This is a genomic window from Rhizobium oryzihabitans, assembly GCF_010669145.1.
GTDB classification, from domain to species: Bacteria; Pseudomonadota; Alphaproteobacteria; order Rhizobiales; family Rhizobiaceae; genus Agrobacterium; species Agrobacterium oryzihabitans.
Window position 1 is genome coordinate 321,553 of record NZ_CP048632.1, and the last position, 23,317, is coordinate 344,869.

Consider the following 23,317-nt stretch of genomic DNA (forward strand, 5'->3'; position numbering starts at 1 on the left):
AAACACTGGGCGTTTATGGGCTTCATTTTACAGCCCATGGGGTGCCACCCACCTGAAATCCTTGATTATGCGATGGGATTTGTAATCAGGGGGTCACGAGTTCGAACCTTGTCGGGGGCACCAGTATTTTTAAAGGCTTGTCCTTACCCCATCCGTTTTTTTTAGCGTGTCTTTCGTCAATGCCTATGGCTTGATGTGATAGAGCTTGTGGACGATCGACCAGTTGCCCTCGCGTTCCAGCAACGACAGATATTCGTAAAAATCCATGCCGTCGAAACGGGTCGTCAGCTTCACGGAGGCGCTGTCGCCCTCCTTGTCGATTCCAAGGATTTCGAAGGTGGGGTCGTGATCGGGGAGGCCGCGTTCGCTTTTTCGCATCTGGTCGACGAAATCTTCCAGCGACAGCCATTCGGTTTCGCCTTCGTAAGTACCGACGATGTTGGCGCGCGGATCGAACACGTCACGCATCAGGCCTTCATCCGCATAGGCCATGGCATGCACATAGTCCGTGACGGTCTGGGTAATGGTTTGCGGCATCGGATCATTCCTCCCTTCAGATCCAAAAGCCAAGCTTACACCTGTTGATGACGTTCCACCATAACCCCCTGAAAACGTGCCGGTTACGTCCCTGGCAGTGCTGTTTCAGGAGCGGTTGCGGCAGGGTTGGTTCGCGATGGGCGGCATGTTTTGCCGCCGCTTTCCACAATTTTGTCCCGCCTGTGATTATAGTCGCCTTGGGTCCGACAAATTTCGGTATCAAGGGCTCTTCCGCTGGTCGCGACGCGGCATATGGCAAGGCTTTTGTGTGTGCTTTGCCGGTTTAAGGGTCGGGGCGGGGTGTCGTGAGGGTGGATTTGGCCTATGATCCGCCCGTGCGGCGCACGAGGATGGTGTAAGGCACGCGGGTAACATGTTGCGTTTGAAGGTGTTTTTGTGATCGATCCTTATGTTTTGCTTGGCGTGGAGCGCGATGCCGACGAGGCGGCGATCAAGTCGGCCTACCGGAAGGTTGCCAAGGCTGCCCATCCCGACAGCGGCGGTGATGGCGAGCAGTTCGCACGCCTGCAAACGGCCTACGAGCTTTTGAAGGATCCGGTGCGCCGCAAGGTATTCGATGATACCGGCTACGATCCGCAGCTTGCCGATGCCAAGGACCTGAAGGGCCTGCTGATGCTTGAAACGCTGGTCAACGAGTTCATTCTGGACGAGCGCGAGCCCGGCAGCTTCGACCCCGTGGCCGCCATGCGCCGCAAGCTGACCGACGATATTCTGAAGAGCCGTTTCCATATTCTCGAGCTGGAACGCCACCGCACACGGGTGCGTAAACACATGGACCGGCTGGGCAGGAAGCCGGAGACCGATGTGCTGAGCTCCATGCTGCGTGCCCGCAGCCAGTCCATTGCCGAAGCCATCCGCAATGCGGAAGCCCAGATCGAGGCCATCGAGCAGGCCTATACGATGCTGGAAGGCTATTCCTACGAACTGGAAAGCATATCGCTCTCCGAACCCTTGCTGAAAGGCGAGGCGGCGGAGTAGGCGTTGTCGCCGAGCCTCTTCAGGGACCGTTGACGAGAGCCAGAATGAGCTGGTGCACCCGGCCGCCCGGGGAAAGCTCGTCCCGGTCAAAATCGCGCCCGCGCTGGCGCTGCTCGTTGGAAAGCTCGCCCAGCCGCTGCTGCAGAACGACGCGGACCTTCTGACATTTCGGGTCGTTTTCCGCTCTGAGGCCGGTGCTGAAGGCCTCGATCTTTCTCACCATATCGAGAATGTGTTCGCCATGCACACGCTCATGGGTTTCCACGCCGGAAATGAAGGTTTTCCAGCTGGCGGCGACAGCCTGCGGCAATCTGGCCGGGGCTTTCGGCCAGGTATAGATGATGGTGAGATTGGGCCGTGCCGTTGCCAGCACGCAGGCGCCGTCCGGCTGCGGGCGGTAGTCCCGCCGCCATGTCAGCTTGAAGGTGGTGTGGGCGATGGCCTGCACGCCGGCTGTCGGGCCGCGTTCGCCGATGGACTGGTAAAGGGCACCGCCCGTATCGCCGCTGATCGCATAGGTTTTAATCTGCTCTGCGGGCTTCCAGTCGGCTGTCTGTGCTGACAGCGGAAGGGCACTCAGCAATATCGCCACAGCGCTGATGGTGAGGGAAGAGAGAGTTTTGGCGGGCACGCATCGATCCTTGGTGTTTTGCGCGCCGAAGATAGGCGCGAGCCGGGCTGCTAGGCAAGCGCAGCGAGAGAAGGATTACCGGAAACTGCGCGGAAATTCCCCGCACGAAAAACCCCCGCGACGGATCGCGGGGGTCAAGCTTGCGACTGCAGGGGTATCAGTCGTCCAGCTTGTCGTAGTCGAGCTTGGGCGCGTTCTGCAGCGCTTCCTTGGTTGTGTCGACATAGGCCTTCCAGGTGCCGTTGTCGTTGTGAACCGCGACGGAAGCCGGGTCGAGCACCACATAGCTCTTGTCGATGCCGAGGAAGCCGCCAACGCTTGCAACCAGGCCGATCACAGATTTGCCGTCGCCGATCACGACATCCTCGATTTCGCCGATATTTTCATTCTGGGCGTTATAGATATCCAGACCGTCGAGCTGGGAGGCGGTGAGGTCGGTCTTCTGGACATTGACGAATTTCAGCGGGCCGTTGGCCTTGGTGCCCATGGTGATACCCGGGCCGGACAAAGTGGCATCGGCGCCGGCAGCAGGGGCGGTGGCAGCCGTCTGGGCAAATGCCACGGAAGACGTGAGCGCTGCTGCGGCAGCGAGAGCGATGACCTTGATTTTCATGATGTTTCTTCCCTTTGTATGCTGAACCTTGCGTTCGGGGAAGAAACGGTGGAGCGGGAATTTGGTTCCGCATGGGACGACAGGAAAATTTGGTTTATGCTGGTATAGGGAGCACTGGCACGCGGAAACGGGGAGGACGTTATGGCAAAAAATACGATCAGCAGGGACGCGGAAGAGACCGCACCATCGGTTCTCATCGACCGGAAGATCGCGGAGCTTGGCGACTGGCGGGGCGAAACGCTCGCCCACATCAGAGCGCTGATCAGGAAGGCCGATCCGGATGTGACGGAGGAGGTGAAATGGCGCGGTGTGCCCGTCTGGGAGCATGCCGGCATCATCTGCACCGGCGAAACCTACAAGAGCGCCGTGAAAATGACGTTTGCCAAGGGTGCCTCTCTCGAGGACCCGGCCGGTCTTTTCAATTCGAGCCTTGAGGGCAATACGCGGCGCGCCATCGACTTTCACGAGGGAGATGAGATCGACGGGGGGCGCTTATGGCGCTGATCCGCTCGGCCGCCGCATTGAACCTTGCCGGAAAAGCCGGGAAGAAGCGGGCGAAGAGCCAGGCTGAATAGTCCAGAAGGTGGTCAATCCTTCGCGATGTCCGTTGCCTTGTCCCATTCGCTATCGATGAACTTCAGTGCGTCGATGATCGAAACCTTCCAGACGGACCAGACATGATCGCCATCGGTGATCCGCAACTCCGATTTGCGGTCATCGGCCTGGAGCGTTTCGTGCAGGGCGATGGCGCCGCGCCAGAGGAAGAAACCATCGTCGTCGCCGACCGTCAGATAGGTGGCAGGCAAATCCTGGCTTTCGGCGACGTGCTGTGCGACGAGCGTGAAGACGTTTTTTTCGTTGAAAAGTCTTGCGTCGAAGGGCGTGCCGAAGGCACCGGAGAAGTGATCGCCGGTGGAGGGCAGCACGATGCCGCTGGTGACGGTGGTGCGGTCGATGCGGTGGAAGAAGGCGCTATCCTGAATGAGCTTCAGTTCGGCGGGGGTCTTGTCTAGATCAGAGGCGGGCACGTTCTGCCAGATTGCGCCGGACAGGCTGGCCACTGCGCCATAGAGGTCCTCGTGGCCATAGGCCAGATGCAACGCACCGAAACCGCCCATGGAAAGTCCGGCAATGGCGCGTCCTTCGCGGTCTTTCCGCACCGGCAGCGTTTTTTCCATCTGATGGCGCAGATCGCCGGTCAAAGCAGTCTCGTAGTCGCCGGGACCGCCGACGGCGGCGGAATCCACATACCAGCTGTTTTTAACGCCGGGCATGACGACCACCAGCGGACGGATGGCGCCAGCGGCAATCAGCGTGTCCAGCGTCTTTTCGATATTGCCGAGATCGCGCCAGCTGTTCTGGTCGCCATCATGGCCATGCAGCAGATAGAGCACCGGCCAGCCGTTTTCCGGGGGAGCGCCATCCGGGCGGTAGATGTTGACGGGGAGCGGCGCATTCAGGGCCGCACTGTGGAACGTGGCGTCCTCGATCTGGCCGGCAAAGCTCGGGGTGCAGGAGAGGAAAAGGTATGAGAGGGCCAGATTTCTGAGATGCATGCCGTGTCTCCTTGCTGCTTGCCATTCCATAAGGGCGGTCAACGTTCAAGGGAACCGTGAGTTCCGGAAGACGTAACACTGCTGCAATGTCACTCCCTGACATCTGCGGACCGGTATGACGGTGTCAGGTCCGGAAAGGATTGTTCCCGCCAAGGCCATTGCGCACATTTGATAATTTCGGATTTAGAACATGGTGCCATTGATGTTATCGCGTTTCACACGATCGCTTATTTTACTTTTTTTCCTTACCGGCTGCATGACCACGCCCATCTCGAGTATTCCCAAGCTGATGCGGCTCGACTTTCTGACGATGAATTTCGAGCATGTGCGTGTAGGGTTGCACCTTCCTGCCCATCTGTCGTTGGGTTCCGGTGATGCGGTGATGATTATTCGCAGCGTTACAGACGGCGTAAAGGGCGAGACTGTCGAGACATTTGCGTTGATCGAGGATAAGGACGCCGCTGCCCGCGCGCAGTTCCACGCGGAAAAGCGGGCGGGGACCGCCACAAGCGTGTGGAGAATAAAGCCTGAAGAGGTTTCACGGCTTGCAGCATTGCAGGAGAAGGTGCGCCTCTCCCGCATCGAGGGGCCGCGCATCAGGGGGAGTACTGAGATCGAGATATTGCGGGCCTGTGTCACAGGCGTTCTCCCGACCGGCCCGGTCTATTTCTCGACTTACATCAAGCCTGCGGAAAATGAAGACTACATTGCCATGACCGTGGATGCGGATCTGACGAAAGTGTTTGGTGCGGGCCAGGTCGCGGCGCGGATCAGACAGTGCGAAAGCTGATCGCCGTTGCCGGAGCGCGTGAGTGCTCCGGCCATGTTTTTCGCAATATACATATCTGGGACTGAATATCGCCGGGAGGGCGTCAGCGCCCCGGCCGGCCCGTCTTGCCCTTGGTGCGGCTTTTGCGCTTCTGTTCGCCGGGATCCTCATAGGAACCCGCGCCGATCTTGCCGCGCACGAGAGGGCGGGGATCATCGGTCGCACGTTCCGGCTGACCTTCCATGAGCGGTGAGAAACGTTTGCCGGCCTCTGTCTCGGGCTTGCCGGGAACTTCGCCACGCACGGGTTTTTCGGTCCTGCCCACGGTCATCTCGTCCAGCGTGTTCTTGCGGAACAGGGGCTTGCCCGCGTCCGAACCGGGACCCATTTCGTCCAGTGCCGGTTTGGCGAAGAGGGATTTTTCACCTGTGGCGGTCTCTGTCCTGGCGGATGTCTCCCCCTCAGGGGAGATCGACAAGTGGCTGCGTCTGTTGTTTTTTCCGCCGCCTTCAACGGCGCGGGCCTCTTCCTTCGCCATCGGGTCATCCATTGTGGCGAGTTCGGCGGCCTTGAGGCGCTTGATTTCGTCGCGCAGGCGGGCGGCCTTTTCGAAGTCGAGATCGGCTGCGGCATCGCGCATGGATTTTTCCAGCGCGTTGAGATGGGCCTGCAAATTGTTGCCGACCAGATGGCCGCCATCGGCGAAGCCCTTGCCGGAAGCACCTGATATATCGGCCCTTACGTGGTCCCGCTCATAAACTGAATCAAGAATATCAGAGATCTTTGCCTTGACCGATTCCGGCGTGATGCCGTGTTCGGCATTATAGGCCATCTGCTTTTCGCGGCGGCGGGAGGTTTCCTCCATCGCCCGCTTCATCGAGCCGGTAATGTTGTCGGCATAGAGGATGACCTTGCCGTCGACGTTACGGGCGGCGCGGCCGATGGTCTGGATCAGCGAGGTTTCCGAGCGCAGGAAGCCTTCCTTGTCGGCATCGAGGATGGCGACGAAACCGCATTCGGGAATATCGAGGCCCTCGCGCAGAAGGTTGATGCCGACAAGCACGTCGAAAGCGCCGAGGCGCAGATCGCGGATGATCTCGATGCGCTCCAGCGTATCGATATCCGAGTGCATGTAACGCACGCGGACGCCCTGTTCATGCAGATATTCGGTCAGGTCCTCGGCCATGCGCTTGGTCAGCACGGTGCAGAGCGTGCGATAACCCTTGGCGGCGGTCTCGCGGATTTCGCCGAGAACATCGTCCACCTGGCTGCGGGCGGAACGCACCTCCACCGGCGGATCGATAAGGCCGGTCGGGCGGATGACCTGTTCGGCAAAGACGCCGCCGGCCTGTTCCATCTCCCACGAGCCGGGAGTGGCCGAAACCGCGACCGTCAGCGGGCGCATCGCGTCCCATTCCTCGAAACGCAGCGGCCGGTTATCCATGCAGGAAGGCAGGCGGAAGCCATATTCGGCCAGCGTCGCCTTGCGCCTGAAGTCGCCGCGATACATGCCGCCGATCTGGCTGACGGAGACGTGGCTTTCGTCGATGAACAGCAGGGCGTTGTCGGGGATATATTCGAACAAAGTCGGCGGCGGTTCGCCCGGGTTACGGCCGGTGAGATAACGCGAATAGTTTTCGATACCGGCGCAGGAGCCGGTCGCCTCCAGCATCTCGATATCGTAGCGGGTGCGCTGTTCGAGTCGCTGAGCTTCCAGCAGGCGTCCTGCCTTTTCCAGTTCGGCGAGACGGACCTTCAGCTCTTCCTTGATCGACTTGATCGCGCCGTTCAGCGTCGGGCGCGGGGTGACATAGTGCGAATTGGCATAGATCTTGACGGATTGCAGGTCGCCGGTTTTTTGGCCGGTCAGCGGGTCGAATTCGGTGATGGAATCGATCTCGTCGCCGAACATCGAGATGCGCCAGGCGGCATCTTCAAGGTGGGCGGGGAAGATTTCGATGGTATCGCCGCGCACACGGAACGAACCGCGCTGGAAATCCATGTCGCGGCGCTTGTATTGCTGGGCCACGAGGTCGGCCAGAAGCTGGCGTTGGTCCAGCCGGTCGCCCACCTGCATCTGGAAGGTCATGGCGGTGTAGGTTTCCACCGAACCGATACCGTAGATGCACGACACCGAAGCGACGATGATGCAGTCGTCGCGTTCCAGCAGCGAGCGGGTGGCGGAGTGGCGCATCCGGTCGATCTGCTCGTTGATCGAGGATTCCTTCTCGATGAAGGTGTCGGAGCGCGGCACATAGGCTTCCGGCTGGTAATAATCGTAATAGGAGACGAAATATTCCACCGCATTGTCGGGGAAGAAGTTCTTGAACTCCGAATAGAGCTGCGCGGCCAGCGTCTTGTTGGGGGCGAGGATGACGGCGGGGCGCTGCGTGGCTTCGATCACCTTGGCCATGGTGAAGGTCTTGCCGGAGCCGGTGACGCCGAGCAGCACCTGGCTGCGCTCGCCGGAATCGATGCCTTCCACCAGGTCGGCAATGGCAGTCGGCTGGTCGCCGGCGGGCTGGTAGTCGGAGGCCATGCGGATAGCGACGCCGCCTTCCGATTTCGGCGGCCGGGCCGGGCGGTGCGGCGTCCAGAGCTTGCCGTCCTTGAACAGCGGATTGCCGCTCTCGATCAGCTTCGACAGCGCATCCACCGTTGCGGTGACGGCGCCCGGCGCGAGATTGGCGGCCTCCTCCAGCGACACGTCCATGCCCGCGACCGGATTGAGACCGGCGGCGGCCCGGGTTTTCGGATCGCTCGACGCGCCGATGGAAACGCCACGGGAAGTCTTGGACGCGGTGGTGTTCTTCGCTGTCTTCGAGGCCGCCTTTTCCGCTTCCTTGCGGGCTTCGATCTCGATCTTCTTGCGGTGCTTACCCGCTTTCGAGGCGATTTCGCGCTGGGTTTCCACCGAGCCCGCCTCTGCCTCCGCCTCAAGCTGCTTCACCCAGTCGGCGACGCTGCCGCTGAGCGGCGCGCCTTCGAACGACGATTGCGGGGCTTCCTCGAAGCCGGAGTTCGAGGGCGAAGGTTTTTTCGGTGATCTGGCCATGCGCGAAATATGGAGGGAGTCACGCGCAAAGGGAAGGGGAGGCCGCGAAAAAATGAGTACAAAAAGGAAACAGGCATGCGGAACAAAATTAAGGCGGATGCGTTGCGTAGCGGCTGAATGCAGCTTTACCGAAACCTGTCGAAAATCGATTCCGGTTTTCGCGCCGATGCGCTAGAGCAAATCCATGCGGGCGGAATGATGGTTGCGTTTTCAAACTGCCTTTTATGATATCCCTTCCTTCATATCCCAGGACCCATCATGCCGTTTTCGATCAGCCCTGCCCACATCTGGCCTGTCCTGATGCTCGTCGCCTCCAATGTTTTCATGACTTTCGCCTGGTACGGGCATCTCAAGCACAAGGGCAGTGCGCTCTTCCTTGCGATCATCGCAAGCTGGGGCATTGCCTTCTTCGAATATATGCTCGCCGTGCCCGCGAACCGCATCGGCTCGGAAGTCTATTCCACCGCGCAGCTCAAGACCATTCAGGAGGTCATCACGCTTGCGGTCTTCGCGCTGTTTTCGATCTTCTGGCTGAAGGAGAGCATCACGATCAACCATGTGATCGGTTTTGCGCTGATCGCTTTCGGCGCGTCCTTCATTTTCCGGTCCTGAAACGGCAACCGCCAAGACCAGGCACAACAGAGAAGGTGATCCATCGATGAAAATACGCCATGCAAGCGTTGATGATGCTGCCGGAATGGCGGCGGTTCAGAACGAGATATTCGCGGCCGGCCTTCGAAAAGCGCCGACAGACGTTGCGACCGTGCTGGAGAATTACATCGAACACGCGGACCGTATCGAATGCGTGGTTGCCGAGGATGAGGACGGGCGCATTCTGGGGTTTCAGTCGCTGCGTTACGCATGGGCTGACAATCCCTACGGCGTGGCGGAAGGCTGGGGCATTATCGGTACTCATGTGAGCCCGCAGGCGGCCCGAAGAGGCGTGGGATCCGCCCTCTTTGCCGCCACGCGCAAGGCGGCGGAAGATCGCGGCCTGAAAAACATCGACGCCAGCATCGGCGCCGACAACCCGCTCGGGCAGGGCTATTATGAAGCGATGGGCTTCACCACCTATCGCCAGCCGGAAGGGCTGGTCTGCAAGGTCTATCGGCTGGGCTAGTCATCGTCTGCGAGCCGACGTCCTGCCAGCCGGCAGCTCAGCTGCGATTGTCGTTTTCGGAATATTGCTGACGCGCCCTGCAGATGCGGACGTGGTTTTCATCGGCCCATTGCACCAGCAACTGCATCGGCACCAGGAATGAACGGCCGAGATTGGTGAGTTCATATTCCACCCGCGGCGGCACTTCGGCATAAAGCGTGCGGCGGATGAAGCCGTCTTCTTCCAGCCGCTTCAGGGTGCGCGACAACATCTGCTTGGAAATATCGTCGATCCTGCGGTTCAGCTCGTTGAAGCGCAGCACGCCACCCTGCAGGGCTTCCAGAACCAAAAGGCTCCATTGATCGCCGATCCGGTCCAGCACGTCGCGGATGGGGCAGGGCTGATCGAAGGCAAAAACTTCTTTCGTCTGCGTATCCGCCATGTCCTTACCCCTTGCCCTTTTACCCTTGCAGGTCATCGCCATGTGACCAGATCAGCCGCCGCTGACTTCTTGCGGCTACGGTTGCGATACCATAGCTCTTGTTCGCGGTCTATAATCTAGACCGGTAACGATAGTGACAAGAGGAAAGAAGCCATGGCTAAAATCGCGCTCATCGGTGCTTCCGGCAATGCCGGGTCCCGCATTCTGAAGGAACTTTCCGACCGTGGACATCAGGTGACGGCGATTGCCCGTAGTCCCGAAAAGATCGCCAGCCTGCCGAATGTGGTAGCAAAGAAGGGTGATGTCTTCGATCAGGCGGGGCTTTCGGAGCTGCTGAAGGGTCACGATGCCGTGATCAGCTCGGTGCACTTCACCGCCAGCGATCCGGCGACGTTGATCGAGGCCGTGCGCGCATCCGGCGTTCAGCGTTATCTCGTGGTCGGCGGGGCTGGCAGTCTCGAAATCGCACCGGGTCAGCGCGTGGTCGACCTGCCGGATTTCCCGGCCGCCTACAAGGCCGAGGCCACCAAGGGCGCGGAGTTTCTGGATATTCTGAAGCAGGAAAAGCAGCTCGACTGGACCTTCCTGTCGCCGTCAGCCGAATTCGTCCCGGGTGAGAGAACCGGCAAATTCCGTCTCGGCAAGGATAGCCTCCTCAGCAATGACGAAGGCAGCCGTATTTCCTTCGAAGACTATGCCATCGCGCTCGTCGATGAAATCGAGAAGCCGCAGCATTCCCGCCAGCGTTTCACCGTCGGTTATTGAGAGGTATCGCCCATGAATTTCGTAACACGCCGTCTTGCCATCGCCGCTTTCGCCCTCGTGCCCGCCTTGATGGCCGCGCCCGTTCTGGCGCAAACCGCAACGCGGGATTTCGCGCAGGAAGAAGCCAATCGCAAACTGGTAGTCGAGTTTTACGACACGGTCTTCAACAAGCATGAGGTGGACAAGGGCGCCGCGGTCCTCGTCGACAGCTACAAGCAGCACAACCCCATGGTACCGGACGGCAAGGCGCCGTTCGTCAACTACTTTACCGGCTTCTTCAAGGAGAATCCGCAGTCGAAAGCGCGGATCGTTCGCAGCGCCACGGATGGCGATCTGGTCTATCTGCATATCCATTCGACGGAAAATGAAAGTGATCGCGGCAGGGCCATCGTTGATATTTTCCGCGTGACCGACGGCAAGATCACCGAGCACTGGGACGTGATCCAGGAGGTTCCGGAAAAGGCGGCGAACAACAATACGATGTTCTGAGGCGGCTTACGCCCTCTGGCCAAAAGCATGAAACCGGCCGGGATTGCTCCCGGCCGGTTTGTCTTTTCAGAGCGCGCGTCGCCTCTGGCGTGCCTGAACGGCCATATCCAGCGCCAGCATTGCCAGCAGGCTCGCGCCCACCAGCGGAAACAGGATGCCGCCGATGGCGAGTAGAGCGATCAGGCCACGCAGGACGCGTTTTTCCTGCGGCAAAGGCGGCACGCCGAGTGAACCTTTCGGACGGCGCTTCCACCACATGATGCCGGCGGATACGGCAAGCAGGACGATGCCGATACAGGCCATCACGAGTACGATCTGATTGGCGAGGCCATATTGCTGGCCCAGATGCACGTTGATGCCCCATTCCAGCGCCTTGCCGAGCGGGCCGTAATCGGCATAGCTCATGTCGATCAGCGGTTCGCCGCTATATTGATCGAGATGGACGACGCGCTGTTGCGCCAGATCGTCCGGATAAATCGAGCCGCTATAGACCCCTGTCGGTTTTCCCGGAAGCGCCACCGCATAACCGGGGGCAAGGCCAAGTCCGTCGAAACGGGCGATTGCCTCATCTATTCCGATCGGTCGGCTTTCGGCAGCGGCCGTCGATTCCGGAATTTTTGCCTGTTCCAGCGACCAGCTCGTTTTTGCCACGTGATCGAGATGGTCGCCCGACATGGGAACATCGGTGCGCACCCCCGCCGGATATCCGAAATTGCTGCCATTTGCCCATTCATTCACCTTCGCACCCCAGACGCCCGACCAGGGCATGCCGGTAACGGCGAGGAAGACGATGAAAAAGCCGACAAAAATGCCGGTGACGGCATGGATATCGCGCCAGAACACCCGTTTTCTGGGCGTGCCGCGCACTGTGACGACGCCACCCGTCTGCTTGCGTGGCCACCAGAGATAGATGCCGGTGGCGACAAGGAGGATGGACCAGCCGGCGGCGATCTCGATGAGATAACGGGTGTAGGTGCCGAAATATTTCAGGCTGTGCAGGTAACGGATCGTCCACATGACGGTGCCGCGATCCGGCAGGGAGCCGGTTACCTGCGCCGTATAGGGGTTGACGTAGACGGCGCGTTTCCCATCTGCCGTATTGACGGTGATTTCCGTTGAAGCGCCCGGATCGGCAGGTGTCGTATATTTGACTGCCGTGCCTGGAACGGCTGCGAGGGCTGCCGCCACGATCTCAGAAGGCAATGCTTTGGGGGCGTCCTGCACCACCTCTGTGCGCTTCAGATCCGAATGAATGAGATTGTCGATTTCGTCGCGAAACAGATAGAGCGCGCCGGTGACGGCGAGCGATATCATGAAAGGCAGGACGAAGAGGCCGGCATAGAAGTGCCAGCGCCATACGGCGCGGTAAAGATTGACAGACGAGGAATGCGCAGGTGCGCGCTCGCCCTCGAAAGAGGTCGTAACGGACATGAATGTCTCCGCAAGAAGATTGATTTTCCGGCGAGCCGGGAAGGTCTCAGTTTTGCGGAGCGGAAGGCGGCGCGCGCGGGCGCGATTCCCGATTGGGTGGTGATGGCGGCAAAGCCGCGTCGAAGTTCACAAAAGCGACTTCGTCCGTCGGCGTGATCTTGTCCGCCCGTTCGACGGGCGTGACTGGAAGAGTGGCGATCGTGGCCGAGGCGAGACGGCAGAGCGTGCCGCAGCAGTCCGCGGCAATCTTGCTGGCGGGGTCCTGCTTGCCGCCGCCTTCAGGCATATGGCTGGAACAGATGATCTCATCCGCGGCAAGCGCGGCCATCGCCATATTGCCGCTGGTCAGGCCATTGGCGAGACCCTGCAAAAGGAAAAGCAAAACCGCCAGCGTGGCGATGGCGCCAGCCGAACTCCTGTCCTGCATGATCCTGCGAATAAACCCCATGGAATCGAAATGTCATATTTGCGGCGAATTGTCACCGCGACACAATGACGAGAGTGGCGAAGTCTTTCTTCAGGCCAGCAGGTCGTAGGTGCGGAAAATCCAGGCGATCTGGTAGATCAGCGCGAAAACCACAAGAAACCTGTGAAAGCGGCGATTGTCGATGAAAACCGCCAGCGTGAACAGAATGACGTAAATGGCTGTACGGATGAGATATTCGGCACCGAGGGAGGAGAGATAGTCCTGTCCCTTCAGCAGCGTGTCGCCGACATCCGTAATAAAAAGTGCTGCCAGAAAGGCGAAGAACCAGCTTTTCCGCGAAAAGAAATAATCCTCATATCCCTTATATTCCTTCATCTCCGTCGGAAACAGCAGCACGCAGAGGAAATAGAACAGCGAGCAAAACAGGATGAGGAAGAGGAAAGCGCCGAAGCCGAGAACGTGGCCGGTGGCGGAAAGCCGGTGTTCCCACCACCAGAAATGCACCAGCATCAGAAAGAGGAATGCTACCCAGCCGATATGCAGGGGATAGATGCGCTCCTTCTTGGGATGCTGGACGAAACCGGCAAGGCCGGTCAAAAGGCGGGCGAGGCTGAGGCCGACCACCATGCCCATGACGGCACGGATGTGCGAATAGGCTTCCGCAGCGTTGACGGCGGCCTCCATGGCGCCTTACTCCGCCGAAGGAATGGGCGTCGGCTGCCCATTTTCGTCCATCGCCACCATGATGAAGGTGCCGGCAGTGACCTTTTCCAGCTTGTCGTAACGTGACCGCTGCGCCCAAGCCTCGACCGTCAATGTAATCGAGGTGCGGCCGACACGGGCGATATCGGTATAGATCGACAGCGTGTCGCCAATCTTCACCGGTAGTTCGAAGGCCATTTCCTTGACCGCGGCCGTGACGACGCGACAGCGGGAGCGTTCCGCCGCACGGATGCCGCTCGCCAAGTCCATCTGGGACATGACCCAGCCACCGAAAATATCACCGGCCGGATTGGCGTCTGCCGGCATGGCGAGCGTTCGCAGCGTCAGCTCGCCGGTCGGTTTGATGGGCAGGTCGGTCATGTCGGGATTTGCTCCTTGCGAATGTCAAAGGCGCAGCATGCGTTGCGCTTTGTGATTTCGCAAGGAAGGGAAAGCCTCAGGACGAGGCTTTGCCCAGAAATTGCTGCGTTGCGTAAAGGGCGATGGCCGCCGCATTCGACACGTTGAGCGATTTGATCTCGCCCGGCATATCGAGACGCGCGAGCGCGGAGACGGTTTCGCGGGTCTTCTGGCGCAGTCCCTTGCCTTCGGCTCCCAGTATCAGCGCGATCTTTTCGCCGCTGAAAGTCTGCTCGATGGGGGCGGGGCCTTCCGAATCCAGGCCGACGGAAAAGAAGCCGAGCTTGTGCAGCTCACCCAGCGCATCGGCCAGATTGGTGACCTGGATATAGGGGATGAGTTCCAGCGCGCCGGAGGCGGATTTCGCCAGGACGCCTGACTCGGTCGGGCTGTGGCGCATGGTGGTGATGACGGCGCCGGCATTGAAGGCGACTGCCGAGCGCATGATGGCGCCGACATTGTGCGGATCGGTCACCTGATCGAGCACGAGGATGAGCGGGCTGTCCTTCAAGGCGTTGAGCTTTTTGACCGGCAGCGGCTTCGTTTCCAGCATCACGCCCTGATGGATCGCCTCGGGGCCGAGGACCTTGTCGATATCCTGCGGTGAAACCATCTCGACCGGGAAGGGCTGGGCATCCGCCTCGCCGATATCCAGACGCGCAAGGGCGTTCTGGGTCACGGACAGCTTGATGAGTTGCCGCTCGGGATTGGCAAGCGCCGCGCGCACGGTATGAAGACCGTAAAGATGGACCTGATCGGGTGCCAGCTGCGGCGGCTTCCAGTCATCCGCACCGCGGTTCCTGCGCTTCGGCTGCTGCGGGGTTGGAATTTCGCCCCGCTCGCGTTTGGCATCGCGCACGGCACGGCGCAAGGTGGCGTAATGCGTGTCGCGGGTGGATTTGTTGTTGGGATCGTCTTTGCTCATGGCGCCTTATATCTCCGCAAAGAGGCGCGCACCAGCCCCCGCGATAATCCACAGGGCGGTAAAGATGTTTGAATTTTTTCCCGAAAATTCGTGAAAGGGCGTGTTGACAGAAACGAACGAGGCCGTCATATACGCGCCACAGACGACGCAACGGCGCTTCGCCGCAGCGAAATCTTAAAGAGCTTGGTCGCTCGATCCTAGCAGAAAGCTGGAGGGATGCCCGAGTGGTTAAAGGGGACGGACTGTAAATCCGTTGGCTACGCCTACGTTGGTTCAAATCCAACTCCCTCCACCATTCTGCATGGATCGAAATCACCACCGCGGGTATAGCTCAATGGTAGAGCAGCAGCCTTCCAAGCTGAATACGCGGGTTCGATTCCCGCTACCCGCTCCAGCCTTATTTTCCAGTGCTTTCCGGCATATTTTTCACCCAATAAATCAAGACTGTTTTACAGTTGGTTTTACATTTTCTGTTCGCGTTCTGGCCTCGTTTAGCTGCCGGATCATTTCCTTCGTAGCGGAGTTCCTGCCGACATATCGGCGGATGATTTTCTCTACCGCTTCCTCTTCCCACGCCATAATTTCCGCAATCATTCTGATCGACAGGCCAGCGTTATAGAATTTCGTTGCAGCCGTGCCGCGCAGGTCATGGAAATGCAGATCGCGGTCCAGCATCTTTGCTTTTTCTTTCGCGCGCCAAAACATCGTATTGAAGCCGTCCTGTTTCCATGGCTTCTTTTTTGTGCTGGTGAGGATGACCGGGGACCGTTTGGGAATCTGCGCCAGAACCTCGTTCAAGGCGTCGTAGCGCGGTATGATTGCCTCGCGCCTGTGCTTGCTCTTCCCCGTGGTGATGACAATTGCGTCCGGTCCAACATGCGACCATGAGAGACGCAGGAGGTCACCGACACGCAGGCCAGTATGGGCAGCAAGGTCGATCACCCATTTCACCTCATCCGAAACGCCAGCTTTCACCTGCGCCATGTCAGAATCGGTCCAGATGATTTCTGATCGATCGGAGCTATAGAGGTGCTTGATGCCTTCGGCTGGATTGGCGCTCAGTTTGCCCATCGGGTCTACACCATGCGACAGGATGCGGGAAAGAACCTGCATACCTGTATCGGCCGCTCTCGGCGTGTCGCTGTACTGGCCTCGCCATTGGCGAATGCGCGGACGTATCTTATCGGTCCGGCTGAACTGAGCGATGCTCAAATTCCCAAAGTGTTCAGAAATTCGATCTATCCACGGCGCCCATGTGCGCTTCGTGGAATCGGCAAGCTTCTTGTATTCCGTGGCCTTATAGTGGGTGATGATAGAGCGGAACCGTCCGCTCTCGGGTTCCGCTCGGCTGGCTATCGCTTCGTTATACGATGCCATGAACGCCGCACTGCCTGGTTCTCCCTCAAGCCTCGGGCCACCGCGCCAAGCATAATGATAGACATTCCCCTTGGCCTTTACGGTGTGGATGCCCTTCAGCTCAACTGTAACCATTCTTCTTATCAAACTCCGCCAGTTCGCGATCCAGATCGTCTTCGTCGTTTTGCTCAGGTGGCGTAAGGTGCCATCTGAATGTGCCGTCTGGCAACGTGTCTAGTGCCGTCGGGGTCATTCCTTTTTTTCGCAGCAGATCGAGTGTGGCGTTCACATCGCGGATGCGGAGCGACGGCCGGCGAGTTTTCTTTGATTGACCATCGGTGCGATTCATCCATCGCTCCTTTCAAGCGCCGCTCGGCACCCCTGCATGAGATGGTGTCGGGATTTTGCCTCCCAATCCGCCAAATCGGTTTCGTATTGCTCCTGAAGCCAGAGAGCTACCGTGCCGCTGCGGGTAGATATCGGCGCGTGCGGTCTGTCGATGTTGTGGCGCTCGACATATTTGTCGAACAAGCCGTTTTCTTCCCACGCATGTGGGTCAGATGACGCGGCAAGAGTTGATGCACGCCGGTCCATCGCGTCCATCTGTCTGGCACGCACGCACAGGTCTAAGCCTTTAGACAGGAGTTCTCGGCAGGTATCGCAGCCCATCACCGCTCCTCCGATTGCAGGGCGCTTGGTGGCGTCCACGGAACTAGCGGCGTGGCATAAGCCAGCATGAGAGGGTGTCTAGGATGGCCGTCCTGCGCCGTCCCCCAGCACATCGGCTTAGCGCCTGCGTCATTCAAAACATCAACGACAGCCCGCCAACGGTTGCGCAGCGGCTTCGGAAGTTTGGAGAGCGGCCCCCACCCAACAATGTGAATATCCGCCCCTTTGACCGCCTGCGCAATGTAGGCATCGTTTTCCGGGCCGATGGGATCATCCACATGGCGAAGGTCGCGAACGTCCTTGGCAATTCTTGCGAAGGGGTTCCAAACAACAACCTTGCTGGCACGTAGGCGAATGGCGAAACCATCGATTTTTGTCATGGTCTGATCATTCTTGTTGCCGTCCGCAAGCGATGGGTTGACCATTCCGAGAGAAATGACGGGACCGGCGCAACCAAAGTCATGTTCGAGGAGATAACGAAAAAGACCGCACTCCGAGAATACCACTCGACGTGTCATGAGTAGATCGCTCATGGCTTGCCCTCCTGCTTTGCGGGTGCTGCGGCGCGGTCTAGGCGTTCGATCTCCGCGACGATTTGAGCAGCGGCTTGGACCAACGCAGCTTTATAGCCGGATATGTTATGCTGATCGCGGAAACTTCTGGCGATGTTGATGCGTGCTGCTGCTCCCCACGATGCATCAATAATCTCATAGGTATCGTGTGCGTCATCATGGGAAACGTCATAGCCTTTCGCTATCTGCCTTTTTCGCTCTTCCGCGATTGAGGCCATTACACCAGCCGCCACGTCCTGCACCTGTGCGGAGAGGGCGGAGCGAATGCGCGTTTCATGGTCCTGTCTGCACCATTCCAGCGCTTCCAAGTCCGTCTTGAAGGGGCCAGCCACTTCGTTCCAGAATTCCATTACATACCAGTCGCCCGCTACCTGACCCGGCGGGATATAGAACCACTCACTTTGAGGCTCCACCCGCTCAAGCGAGTAAGTCACGCCTGCTCCGTCTGCGCGCCGCATGATGCGCCTGCCGCTTTGCCCGTTCTTTGTCTGGTCATTTTCGGGCCATGGCGACCACTCCAAAGCCTTCACGGCCACGGATGGCGCGGGAGGGGCGGCGTAGAGGCCGCGAATTTCCTGCCCCACGCTTCGGTAGTGGGGGATATCTGCAGAGTCTACCTCGCGCCAACCATAGACCGTTTTCCTCTGATAGCTTACCGGCTCCGCAGCGGACAGGGCGGCTTCGAGGGCGGCGCGCATCTTCCGACGTTCGGTATCAGAGGGATCGCTATCCGGGTGGATGTTGGCTCTACAAGCCTTCTCGACCATATCATCAGTTACCATGATCTTCACCTCTTTGCGGCATAATGCGAGCAAGGACCTGCTCTTTCGGCTCTGGGATGGAGTTACGGTAGTCGTCTGCCATCTTGCGGACTGTGATCCGGTGAAGCCCGGTAGCTTTGGCTACCTGTCCTTCGGACAAGACGCCTTCCTCGTGAAGTCGGATGAGAAGCGCCTGCATGGAGGCAACGTGATCGCCGCCGTGTCCGTATGCGCCCCGAGCATGCCCGGTGCTGCCATATTTCTTCCGGCGCGTTTCCCATGCGCGTGCTCTTGCGTCACTCTGCATGGTGTTCGCCTCCTGTGCTGGCGAGGGCGCGGAAGTCGGAAGGACCGAACCACTCAACGATGCGGTCGTTTTGGCAGGCGACGTCGGTCCAACCGTTTTCATCGACCCAATCTTTCGAGACGGCGCGGAATGGTTCGATCACGTCTTCCAGCCGCTTCACCTCGGCCTCTGCTGCCTCGGCGCGGGTCTTGTATTCGTCAACGCGGGCCTGTTCTGCTTCCCGGCAAGAAATAGCGCCAGCCTGCCAATCCCTGAGACGTCCAATCTCATTGCCGTCTTTTACCGCTTGCTCTTGGCAAGCGTTTAGATCGCGCTGCAAGCTTTCGAGGGTGGAGAGGAGTTCGGAGATGGCCGCAGGGTTGACGGCGGCGATGTATCGCGCATCTGGGCAATCGATCCCGCGCACATCGTATCGGTAAACACTGCCGTCTTTCTTCGCCGCGTCCATACCGACGATATCACGATCACCCACTTCAAATTGCAGTAGGTCTTTGGCATCAACCATGCCGCCGCGTTCCGGCTGAAATCGAGGCTGCGCACCTTTCATTCCCCATCGCACGAAATCCATAACGTAGCGTCGACCACTGTGTGTGGTAGCAAGGTAAACGTGGTTGCTGCTGGCGTTTCCGAACCACTTCCATGGTCCGGGCGTCACGCCTTCCAGCGCCTTCTTTATCTCTTCCAATGTGCTCATGCCAAATCCCTCGACGGTAAACGGCCGGCGACAGCAACACCGCTCATAATCCGAGCCGTGGCGTAGCTGGTGGCCTCGTGTTCCTCGTAATCGCTCCAGATGCCAAAAAGCGTGTTGGCAAGCTCGTGCGGGTCAATACCTACCTGTTTCCAGTAGGTGGCCTCGTTCATGCTGTGCTGCTTACGGTGTTCGGCCTCGCAGAGTGGCAAAGCGAAGCGGTCAGGAGCTTTCGTGCCTCGTCCTCGCCCATAGTGGCCGTGCCATGTGTTCGAAAAAGAGACATGGGCAGCCTGAACCCCGGTGCGGCCTGTGACGCAGCACGGTAGATCGTGGAGCCAAGCCAGGTAGCCGCTGCGTTTTGCTGGACGCTTCTTTGGAATCGGCTGGCATTCCGTCTTTCGGATTTCAAAGGCCATTGGTCTGCCCTCCCAGCGCGCGTGTCATCATGTCCCGCTTGCGGCGTTCCAGATCGCGGACACGCCCTGTCTTGCTGCGGGATTGCTTTGCCTGTCGGATCTCGGCGTCGATTTCGGTTTGCCAGTTGTATTCACGGGCAAGGTTCCGTCTCGACTTCCAAGCGAGCCAGTGGTGGATGGCGCGGCGGATGAGGCGAGTAGTGGGGCTAAGCATTTGCAACCTCCCCATCGCTGCTGAAAAGCTCGACCAAGCCCTTTATACGGTCAGTGAGGCCGCTGACCTTGTTGGCTTGCTCAATGGTAGTGAGCGCGTTCCAATCGGTGAGGTCGGCTATCGCCTCTGCAAACCTCCGCACCTCGTGGTAGTCACCGTCGGCCTTGATGATGTTAGTGCCCGTCTTTACGTGCATCACTGACCAAAGGCCGGTGTTAATCTTAACGAGCGCAATTCCCTTGTAGGCTGGCGCGGATATGAAGTCTCCGGTTTTGTTCCCCCGGAAGAAGTGGCGGACCCATTTAGCCATCGACGCCTCCCAAATCAGAAGCCTTGCAGTCCAGCATTTCGGCAAAGTGCGTCAGCGCCTTTTCACGCAGAGCCGGCATCACCTTCGGGTCAGCCTTGATCTGGGCGTCAGCGCTTTCGACAAAAGCCTTGATGTGCAGGTGAAGTTCTTCCGGCAGACTGTCCTTCCAGTTGTCCTTTGCGGTGACAAGCGTGGCGCGGCGCTGTTGCGGCGTCTCCAGCGATGGATCAACCACGATGAACATGAGCTTTCGGCAGCACTCGATCAGGTCAGCGCGATCCGTTGGGTAAATGGTCGAGGCCGGAGCATCCGATGCGGGGGTATCATCCGCTCCGGCCTCATCTACTGGCGTATTGCCAGCATCTGCCGACGACGCAGGGGCAGGGGGAGCGTCGGCGGAAGGGGTGTTGTCTTGGTCAGGGCGAGACGCTGATGCGCCTTGTGTCTGTTGGCGCACAAAGTCACGGTTAAAGCCCTCCTGCCCGTCTGTGGTGTCGCCAGAGGCTTTACGTGCGGCGGCGATGCGTTCGGCGATGTCTCCGCCACCTGCATCCATCTGATCGGCCAGCATTTGGTCGTGAGCAGACGCAATCGACTTGAGCGTGTCCTTGAATGACTCGAGAACCTTTTTCTTTCCCGGAGCCAGTGCCTTCCACCATTCGGTAAGCGGTCCGACGCCTTGGTTTGCGATCACGAGGCCTTCTCGCTTCGCGTCTTCAACTTCGATATCGACGGCGCGTCCCTCATTCGCCCACTGGCTGACGGTCGTACCAATCTGGGTTGTGATGCGGCTTCCCTGCGGGAACGCGCTCAGGAGGTCTCCTGGGCATTTCTGGAGCAGCGGAACGTGCGTTCCCTCTTCCAGCATCATGGATACCGTCATTTCGTAGATGAATGACTTCTCCTGAACGACGACAAAGCCCTCGTTGACGATTTCCGTCTTGCCGTTCTGGCCTTTCACCTGAACGACCTTTTCTTTGACGCGGCAGCAGAAGATCAGATGAGCGCGCGTTTGCAGCAGCTCGTTCATGAGCTTCTTGTGGCCAGCCTTTGGCTTCTGCCAGCAGTGCAGGCCAGCACGCTTGGTGCGCTCCTCGATAGCTTCGGCTTGCTCTAGAACACCGCCAGAGCCTTCCCATTCGTGGGAAATGCTATCCACGACGATGGCAGGATACCCAGCCTTCTCGAAAGCCTTGATCGCCTCGATGTAACGACCGGACGTGAAAGGCGGGTCGAGGTCTATCACATCAAAGCCGCCGGCGACGTCGGCATAAAACCTGGAGCGCTTGTTTTCGGTGTCGATGAACCCGATCTTGCCTTCCGGGCCGACAAGGCCGCGAGCGTAGAGCAGGGCGCTGTAAGTTTTTCCAGAGCCGGAAGGGCCGGCGATCGACGTGAGCGTATAGGTTTTCTCGCGCACTGCGCGTTCGATTTTCATGGTCAAGCTGCCTTCGGAATGGAGGGTTCGTTCTCGATCATCTTTTCGAACTGATCGGTCGGGGAGACGGTGATTCCGCTTCCGTAATAGGTGGGCCAAAAGCCGGTCTTCCAGCACTCGGCAAAGGCGTTCAAAGCCGCTCGGTTCTGGCGCTGGCCGTACCAGATATACTGCGCGTCAACCGGCTTGATGTTGTAAGCGTAGGGGCGCTTCGGTTCTATGAAGAGCAGGACGTGATCCTTCACGTCGATGTTGCGGACTTCCTTGATTGCCGTGGAGGCAAGAGCAAGCTGCATGTGATAATTGAACTTGCGGACAGACAACGCGCATCCGCGGTCGCTGGCGTCGGCGGTCGTTTTCAGGTCGGCAATGACGTTGTCGGCCGGAATGGAATCGGGCCGGGTCTTTACCCACACGCCAGTTTTCTGGTCGAGATAGATGACAGAGCGCTCAACGTCGCCACGCAACAGGTCAACGAATGTCCGGTCATTAGCGACACGATCCGCCATGCCCTCGATCTGCTCGATTGCAGAAGGCAGCAACACCGTCTTGCCGGCGGCGATCTGATTTTCGCGCCACTCGCGGGCCTTTTTCGTTTTGTAGTCAGAGTATTCTTCGGGGCGGACCACGTACTGGTCACGGAAACCTTCTTCTCCTAGCAACAGCGTGTGAACGGCTTTGCCAAGGCTGAAATGGTCCTTCTGGACCTCTGGCGCGCGGTCGGGGTTCAGATAGCTGTTATCCCAGAACTTGACAGGGCAACCATCTGGCGGGGCAATCTCACGCAATCCGCTAGAAGAGATAGAAGGGCCGTGGCAGCAATCGGAATGATAGACCGACATAGGCATGTAACGGTACACGCCCGGTTCCGTCACCTTTCCGCCGCGATAGGCGCGCTCGCTCTTCTTCGTCGGGAACTTATCGCTCAGCGCGCCAACGATGCCTGATGCTAGGGTGCCGGTGGATTGTTCGGAACCTGGAATATCAACTACCTTTTCCATGCGACGGTGACCTCCTGATTGATAAGCGCCATGCGCTGGTATTTCGGGATGCCGATGAAGGCCCAGGAAGCGGAGACGCCGCAAACGGTGAGCATCACGGCGATAACGGCTCGGAACCGGCGCTTGAAAGACTTGGTCGACGTGTCGATGCGCCGGATGTGGTTGCCGAGTTCGATGTAAATCTCGGTCGGGTCATCCGCTTCTTGTGTGTTGGTGGTGGAGAAAGCGTCCATCACGATCTCCCGTCAGCTTTGGCTTCGAGCCGATCGATTAGGTCACGTGCAGACTTGTCGCAGTCGCCCTGAGAATAGTATGCCTCCATCATGTCGATGAGGCTGTTCAACTCGGTGACGATCTCATCAATCTCGGCTGTCGTCAGAACGACTTTGCGATGTCTGCGGGCTTCGGCTTCCCGGCGTTCACTCTCGCGGCGCGCTTTCTCAGCTTCCGCAATCGCCTTCTGATCGGACTTCAACTTACTTCTCAGAGCGTCAGCCGAAACGTCATGGACATTTTTCATGTGGCTCTTGAGACCGTCGAGCGTCTTCAAGACCTTTTCGCAATGGTCGCATTTGAAGTTGCCGCGCTGCCGCCAGTCGATATAGACCATCGGCTCCCGGCCTTCTCTATCAAGGTCGATCATGTCATCGCCCCATGCTGCATGGTCTGCCATTATCCTGCCCTTTCATGCGCGGGTACGCTGACAAAGCCCGCTGGGT

General features: G+C 58.8%; 31 protein-coding genes, 2 tRNA genes and 1 pseudogene. 9 read left to right on the top strand and 25 right to left on the bottom strand.

Going from position 1 to position 23,317, the window contains the following annotated elements:
* Nucleotides 1–183 precede the first annotated feature (183 nt).
* A complete protein-coding gene (locus G3A56_RS01855) occupies nucleotides 184–537 on the bottom strand; it encodes a nuclear transport factor 2 family protein (protein ID WP_003495084.1) in 354 nt (117 codons plus the stop codon).
* Between the two features lie 396 nt (nucleotides 538–933).
* On the opposite strand from G3A56_RS01855, the gene G3A56_RS01860 reads away from it, so the two are divergent.
* Nucleotides 934–1,536, top strand: coding sequence for a J domain-containing protein (locus G3A56_RS01860; protein WP_003495086.1), 603 nt, complete (start codon nucleotides 934–936; stop codon nucleotides 1,534–1,536).
* A gap of 19 nt (nucleotides 1,537–1,555) precedes the next feature.
* On the opposite strand, the gene G3A56_RS01865 is transcribed toward G3A56_RS01860, so the two are convergent.
* Both G3A56_RS01865 and G3A56_RS01870 read right to left on the bottom strand, forming a co-directional pair.
* Nucleotides 1,556–2,167, bottom strand: a complete 612-nt coding sequence (locus tag G3A56_RS01865) for a DUF922 domain-containing Zn-dependent protease (protein ID WP_035242298.1) — start codon at nucleotides 2,165–2,167, stop codon at nucleotides 1,556–1,558.
* A 157-nt stretch (nucleotides 2,168–2,324) separates the two neighbouring features.
* Nucleotides 2,325–2,780, bottom strand: coding sequence for a PRC-barrel domain-containing protein (locus tag G3A56_RS01870; protein ID WP_003495090.1), 456 nt, complete (start codon nucleotides 2,778–2,780; stop codon nucleotides 2,325–2,327).
* 141 nt (nucleotides 2,781–2,921) lie between these two features.
* Here G3A56_RS01870 and G3A56_RS01875 point away from each other — a divergent pair.
* Nucleotides 2,922–3,355: pseudogene (locus G3A56_RS01875) on the top strand (DUF1801 domain-containing protein).
* A gap of 12 nt (nucleotides 3,356–3,367) precedes the next feature.
* On the opposite strand, the gene G3A56_RS01880 reads toward G3A56_RS01875, so the two are convergent.
* Nucleotides 3,368–4,336 (bottom strand): alpha/beta hydrolase, encoded by a 969-nt coding sequence (locus tag G3A56_RS01880; protein ID WP_082182584.1) that lies wholly within the window; start codon nucleotides 4,334–4,336, stop codon nucleotides 3,368–3,370.
* A 190-nt stretch (nucleotides 4,337–4,526) separates the two neighbouring features.
* On the opposite strand from G3A56_RS01880, the gene G3A56_RS01885 reads away from it, so the two are divergent.
* Complete coding sequence (locus tag G3A56_RS01885) at nucleotides 4,527–5,126, top strand: hypothetical protein (RefSeq protein WP_137067550.1); 600 nt, start codon at nucleotides 4,527–4,529, stop codon at nucleotides 5,124–5,126.
* Nucleotides 5,127–5,208: 82 nt separating this feature from the next.
* Here G3A56_RS01885 and uvrB read toward each other — a convergent pair whose 3' ends face one another.
* The gene (gene uvrB / locus G3A56_RS01890; protein WP_082182583.1) at nucleotides 5,209–8,160 is read right to left on the bottom strand and encodes an excinuclease ABC subunit UvrB; all 2,952 of its coding nucleotides are present in this window, start codon (nucleotides 8,158–8,160) and stop codon (nucleotides 5,209–5,211) included.
* A 258-nt stretch (nucleotides 8,161–8,418) separates the two neighbouring features.
* On the opposite strand from uvrB, the gene G3A56_RS01895 reads away from it, so the two are divergent.
* Both G3A56_RS01895 and G3A56_RS01900 read left to right on the top strand, forming a co-directional pair.
* Nucleotides 8,419–8,772 (top strand): DMT family protein, encoded by a 354-nt coding sequence (locus G3A56_RS01895; protein WP_003495099.1) that lies wholly within the window; start codon nucleotides 8,419–8,421, stop codon nucleotides 8,770–8,772.
* Between the two features lie 46 nt (nucleotides 8,773–8,818).
* Entirely contained in the window at nucleotides 8,819–9,280 is a 462-nt protein-coding gene (locus G3A56_RS01900) for a GNAT family N-acetyltransferase (protein WP_246231076.1), read from the top strand.
* A 37-nt stretch (nucleotides 9,281–9,317) separates the two neighbouring features.
* Here G3A56_RS01900 and G3A56_RS01905 read toward each other — a convergent pair whose 3' ends face one another.
* On the bottom strand, nucleotides 9,318–9,701 hold the full coding sequence (locus G3A56_RS01905; RefSeq protein ID WP_035224000.1) for a winged helix-turn-helix transcriptional regulator: 384 nt from the start codon (nucleotides 9,699–9,701) through the stop codon (nucleotides 9,318–9,320).
* A gap of 153 nt (nucleotides 9,702–9,854) precedes the next feature.
* On the opposite strand from G3A56_RS01905, the gene G3A56_RS01910 reads away from it, so the two are divergent.
* Together G3A56_RS01910 and G3A56_RS01915 are read left to right on the top strand one after the other, a co-directional pair.
* The gene (locus tag G3A56_RS01910; protein ID WP_082182581.1) at nucleotides 9,855–10,466 is read left to right on the top strand and encodes an NAD(P)-dependent oxidoreductase; all 612 of its coding nucleotides are present in this window, start codon (nucleotides 9,855–9,857) and stop codon (nucleotides 10,464–10,466) included.
* Nucleotides 10,467–10,478: 12 nt separating this feature from the next.
* Nucleotides 10,479–10,955, top strand: a complete 477-nt coding sequence (locus G3A56_RS01915) for a nuclear transport factor 2 family protein (RefSeq protein ID WP_082182580.1) — start codon at nucleotides 10,479–10,481, stop codon at nucleotides 10,953–10,955.
* Nucleotides 10,956–11,021: 66 nt separating this feature from the next.
* On the opposite strand, the gene G3A56_RS01920 is transcribed toward G3A56_RS01915, so the two are convergent.
* The 5 genes from G3A56_RS01920 to rlmB all read right to left on the bottom strand — a co-directional run bounded on the left by G3A56_RS01920 (nucleotide 11,022) and on the right by rlmB (nucleotide 14,860).
* Nucleotides 11,022–12,386 (bottom strand): PepSY-associated TM helix domain-containing protein, encoded by a 1,365-nt coding sequence (locus G3A56_RS01920; protein WP_082182579.1) that lies wholly within the window; start codon nucleotides 12,384–12,386, stop codon nucleotides 11,022–11,024.
* Nucleotides 12,387–12,432: 46 nt separating this feature from the next.
* Nucleotides 12,433–12,834, bottom strand: coding sequence for a DUF2946 family protein (locus tag G3A56_RS01925; RefSeq protein WP_082182578.1), 402 nt, complete (start codon nucleotides 12,832–12,834; stop codon nucleotides 12,433–12,435).
* A gap of 69 nt (nucleotides 12,835–12,903) precedes the next feature.
* Nucleotides 12,904–13,497 carry a hypothetical protein gene (locus G3A56_RS01930; protein WP_035224010.1) on the bottom strand — a complete coding sequence of 198 codons (594 nt, stop codon included), beginning with the start codon at nucleotides 13,495–13,497 and terminating at the stop codon, nucleotides 12,904–12,906.
* 6 nt (nucleotides 13,498–13,503) lie between these two features.
* A complete protein-coding gene (locus tag G3A56_RS01935; RefSeq protein ID WP_082182577.1) occupies nucleotides 13,504–13,896 on the bottom strand; it encodes an acyl-CoA thioesterase in 393 nt (130 codons plus the stop codon).
* A gap of 76 nt (nucleotides 13,897–13,972) precedes the next feature.
* Nucleotides 13,973–14,860, bottom strand: a complete 888-nt coding sequence (rlmB, locus tag G3A56_RS01940) for a 23S rRNA (guanosine(2251)-2'-O)-methyltransferase RlmB (protein WP_082182576.1) — start codon at nucleotides 14,858–14,860, stop codon at nucleotides 13,973–13,975.
* A 210-nt stretch (nucleotides 14,861–15,070) separates the two neighbouring features.
* Between rlmB and G3A56_RS01945 the strand changes: the two genes are divergently transcribed.
* Both G3A56_RS01945 and G3A56_RS01950 read left to right on the top strand, forming a co-directional pair.
* Nucleotides 15,071–15,155, top strand: a tRNA-Tyr gene (locus G3A56_RS01945).
* Between the two features lie 25 nt (nucleotides 15,156–15,180).
* Nucleotides 15,181–15,254, top strand: a tRNA-Gly gene (locus tag G3A56_RS01950).
* A gap of 44 nt (nucleotides 15,255–15,298) precedes the next feature.
* On the opposite strand, the gene G3A56_RS01955 is transcribed toward G3A56_RS01950, so the two are convergent.
* The 14 genes from G3A56_RS01955 to G3A56_RS02020 are packed head-to-tail and all read right to left on the bottom strand — an operon-like array spanning nucleotide 15,299 to nucleotide 23,271.
* Nucleotides 15,299–16,351, bottom strand: coding sequence for a tyrosine-type recombinase/integrase (locus G3A56_RS01955; protein ID WP_164056087.1), 1,053 nt, complete (start codon nucleotides 16,349–16,351; stop codon nucleotides 15,299–15,301).
* Entirely contained in the window at nucleotides 16,338–16,565 is a 228-nt protein-coding gene (locus G3A56_RS01960; protein ID WP_164056088.1) for a hypothetical protein, read from the bottom strand. Before G3A56_RS01960 ends, G3A56_RS01955 begins: the two co-directional genes overlap by 14 nt.
* Nucleotides 16,562–16,885: a hypothetical protein gene (locus tag G3A56_RS01965; protein WP_164056089.1), complete on the bottom strand. Its 324-nt coding sequence runs from the start codon at nucleotides 16,883–16,885 to the stop codon at nucleotides 16,562–16,564. The genes G3A56_RS01960 and G3A56_RS01965 overlap by 4 nt, the downstream gene beginning before the upstream one ends.
* Nucleotides 16,885–17,418, bottom strand: coding sequence for a DUF1643 domain-containing protein (locus G3A56_RS01970; RefSeq protein WP_164056090.1), 534 nt, complete (start codon nucleotides 17,416–17,418; stop codon nucleotides 16,885–16,887). Before G3A56_RS01970 ends, G3A56_RS01965 begins: the two co-directional genes overlap by 1 nt.
* The gene (locus G3A56_RS01975; RefSeq protein ID WP_164056091.1) at nucleotides 17,415–18,239 is read right to left on the bottom strand and encodes a hypothetical protein; all 825 of its coding nucleotides are present in this window, start codon (nucleotides 18,237–18,239) and stop codon (nucleotides 17,415–17,417) included. The genes G3A56_RS01970 and G3A56_RS01975 overlap by 4 nt, the downstream gene beginning before the upstream one ends.
* Entirely contained in the window at nucleotides 18,229–18,525 is a 297-nt protein-coding gene (locus G3A56_RS01980) for a hypothetical protein (protein WP_082182497.1), read from the bottom strand. Before G3A56_RS01980 ends, G3A56_RS01975 begins: the two co-directional genes overlap by 11 nt.
* Complete coding sequence (locus tag G3A56_RS28690) at nucleotides 18,515–19,219, bottom strand: hypothetical protein (protein ID WP_246231078.1); 705 nt, start codon at nucleotides 19,217–19,219, stop codon at nucleotides 18,515–18,517. Before G3A56_RS28690 ends, G3A56_RS01980 begins: the two co-directional genes overlap by 11 nt.
* Nucleotides 19,216–19,635 (bottom strand): DUF968 domain-containing protein, encoded by a 420-nt coding sequence (locus G3A56_RS01990; RefSeq protein ID WP_113081927.1) that lies wholly within the window; start codon nucleotides 19,633–19,635, stop codon nucleotides 19,216–19,218. The genes G3A56_RS28690 and G3A56_RS01990 overlap by 4 nt, the downstream gene beginning before the upstream one ends.
* Nucleotides 19,625–19,849: a hypothetical protein gene (locus G3A56_RS01995; protein ID WP_164056092.1), complete on the bottom strand. Its 225-nt coding sequence runs from the start codon at nucleotides 19,847–19,849 to the stop codon at nucleotides 19,625–19,627. Before G3A56_RS01995 ends, G3A56_RS01990 begins: the two co-directional genes overlap by 11 nt.
* A complete protein-coding gene (locus G3A56_RS02000) occupies nucleotides 19,842–20,159 on the bottom strand; it encodes a hypothetical protein (RefSeq protein WP_107340271.1) in 318 nt (105 codons plus the stop codon). The genes G3A56_RS01995 and G3A56_RS02000 overlap by 8 nt, the downstream gene beginning before the upstream one ends.
* Nucleotides 20,152–21,714 carry an AAA family ATPase gene (locus tag G3A56_RS02005; RefSeq protein ID WP_246231090.1) on the bottom strand — a complete coding sequence of 521 codons (1,563 nt, stop codon included), beginning with the start codon at nucleotides 21,712–21,714 and terminating at the stop codon, nucleotides 20,152–20,154. The genes G3A56_RS02000 and G3A56_RS02005 overlap by 8 nt, the downstream gene beginning before the upstream one ends.
* Nucleotides 21,600–22,598 (bottom strand): PD-(D/E)XK nuclease-like domain-containing protein, encoded by a 999-nt coding sequence (locus G3A56_RS02010; RefSeq protein WP_170311451.1) that lies wholly within the window; start codon nucleotides 22,596–22,598, stop codon nucleotides 21,600–21,602. Before G3A56_RS02010 ends, G3A56_RS02005 begins: the two co-directional genes overlap by 115 nt.
* Complete coding sequence (locus G3A56_RS02015; RefSeq protein WP_164056093.1) at nucleotides 22,586–22,831, bottom strand: hypothetical protein; 246 nt, start codon at nucleotides 22,829–22,831, stop codon at nucleotides 22,586–22,588. The genes G3A56_RS02010 and G3A56_RS02015 overlap by 13 nt, the downstream gene beginning before the upstream one ends.
* Nucleotides 22,831–23,271 (bottom strand): C2H2-type zinc finger protein, encoded by a 441-nt coding sequence (locus G3A56_RS02020; RefSeq protein WP_164056094.1) that lies wholly within the window; start codon nucleotides 23,269–23,271, stop codon nucleotides 22,831–22,833. Before G3A56_RS02020 ends, G3A56_RS02015 begins: the two co-directional genes overlap by 1 nt.
* Nucleotides 23,272–23,317 lie beyond the last annotated feature (46 nt).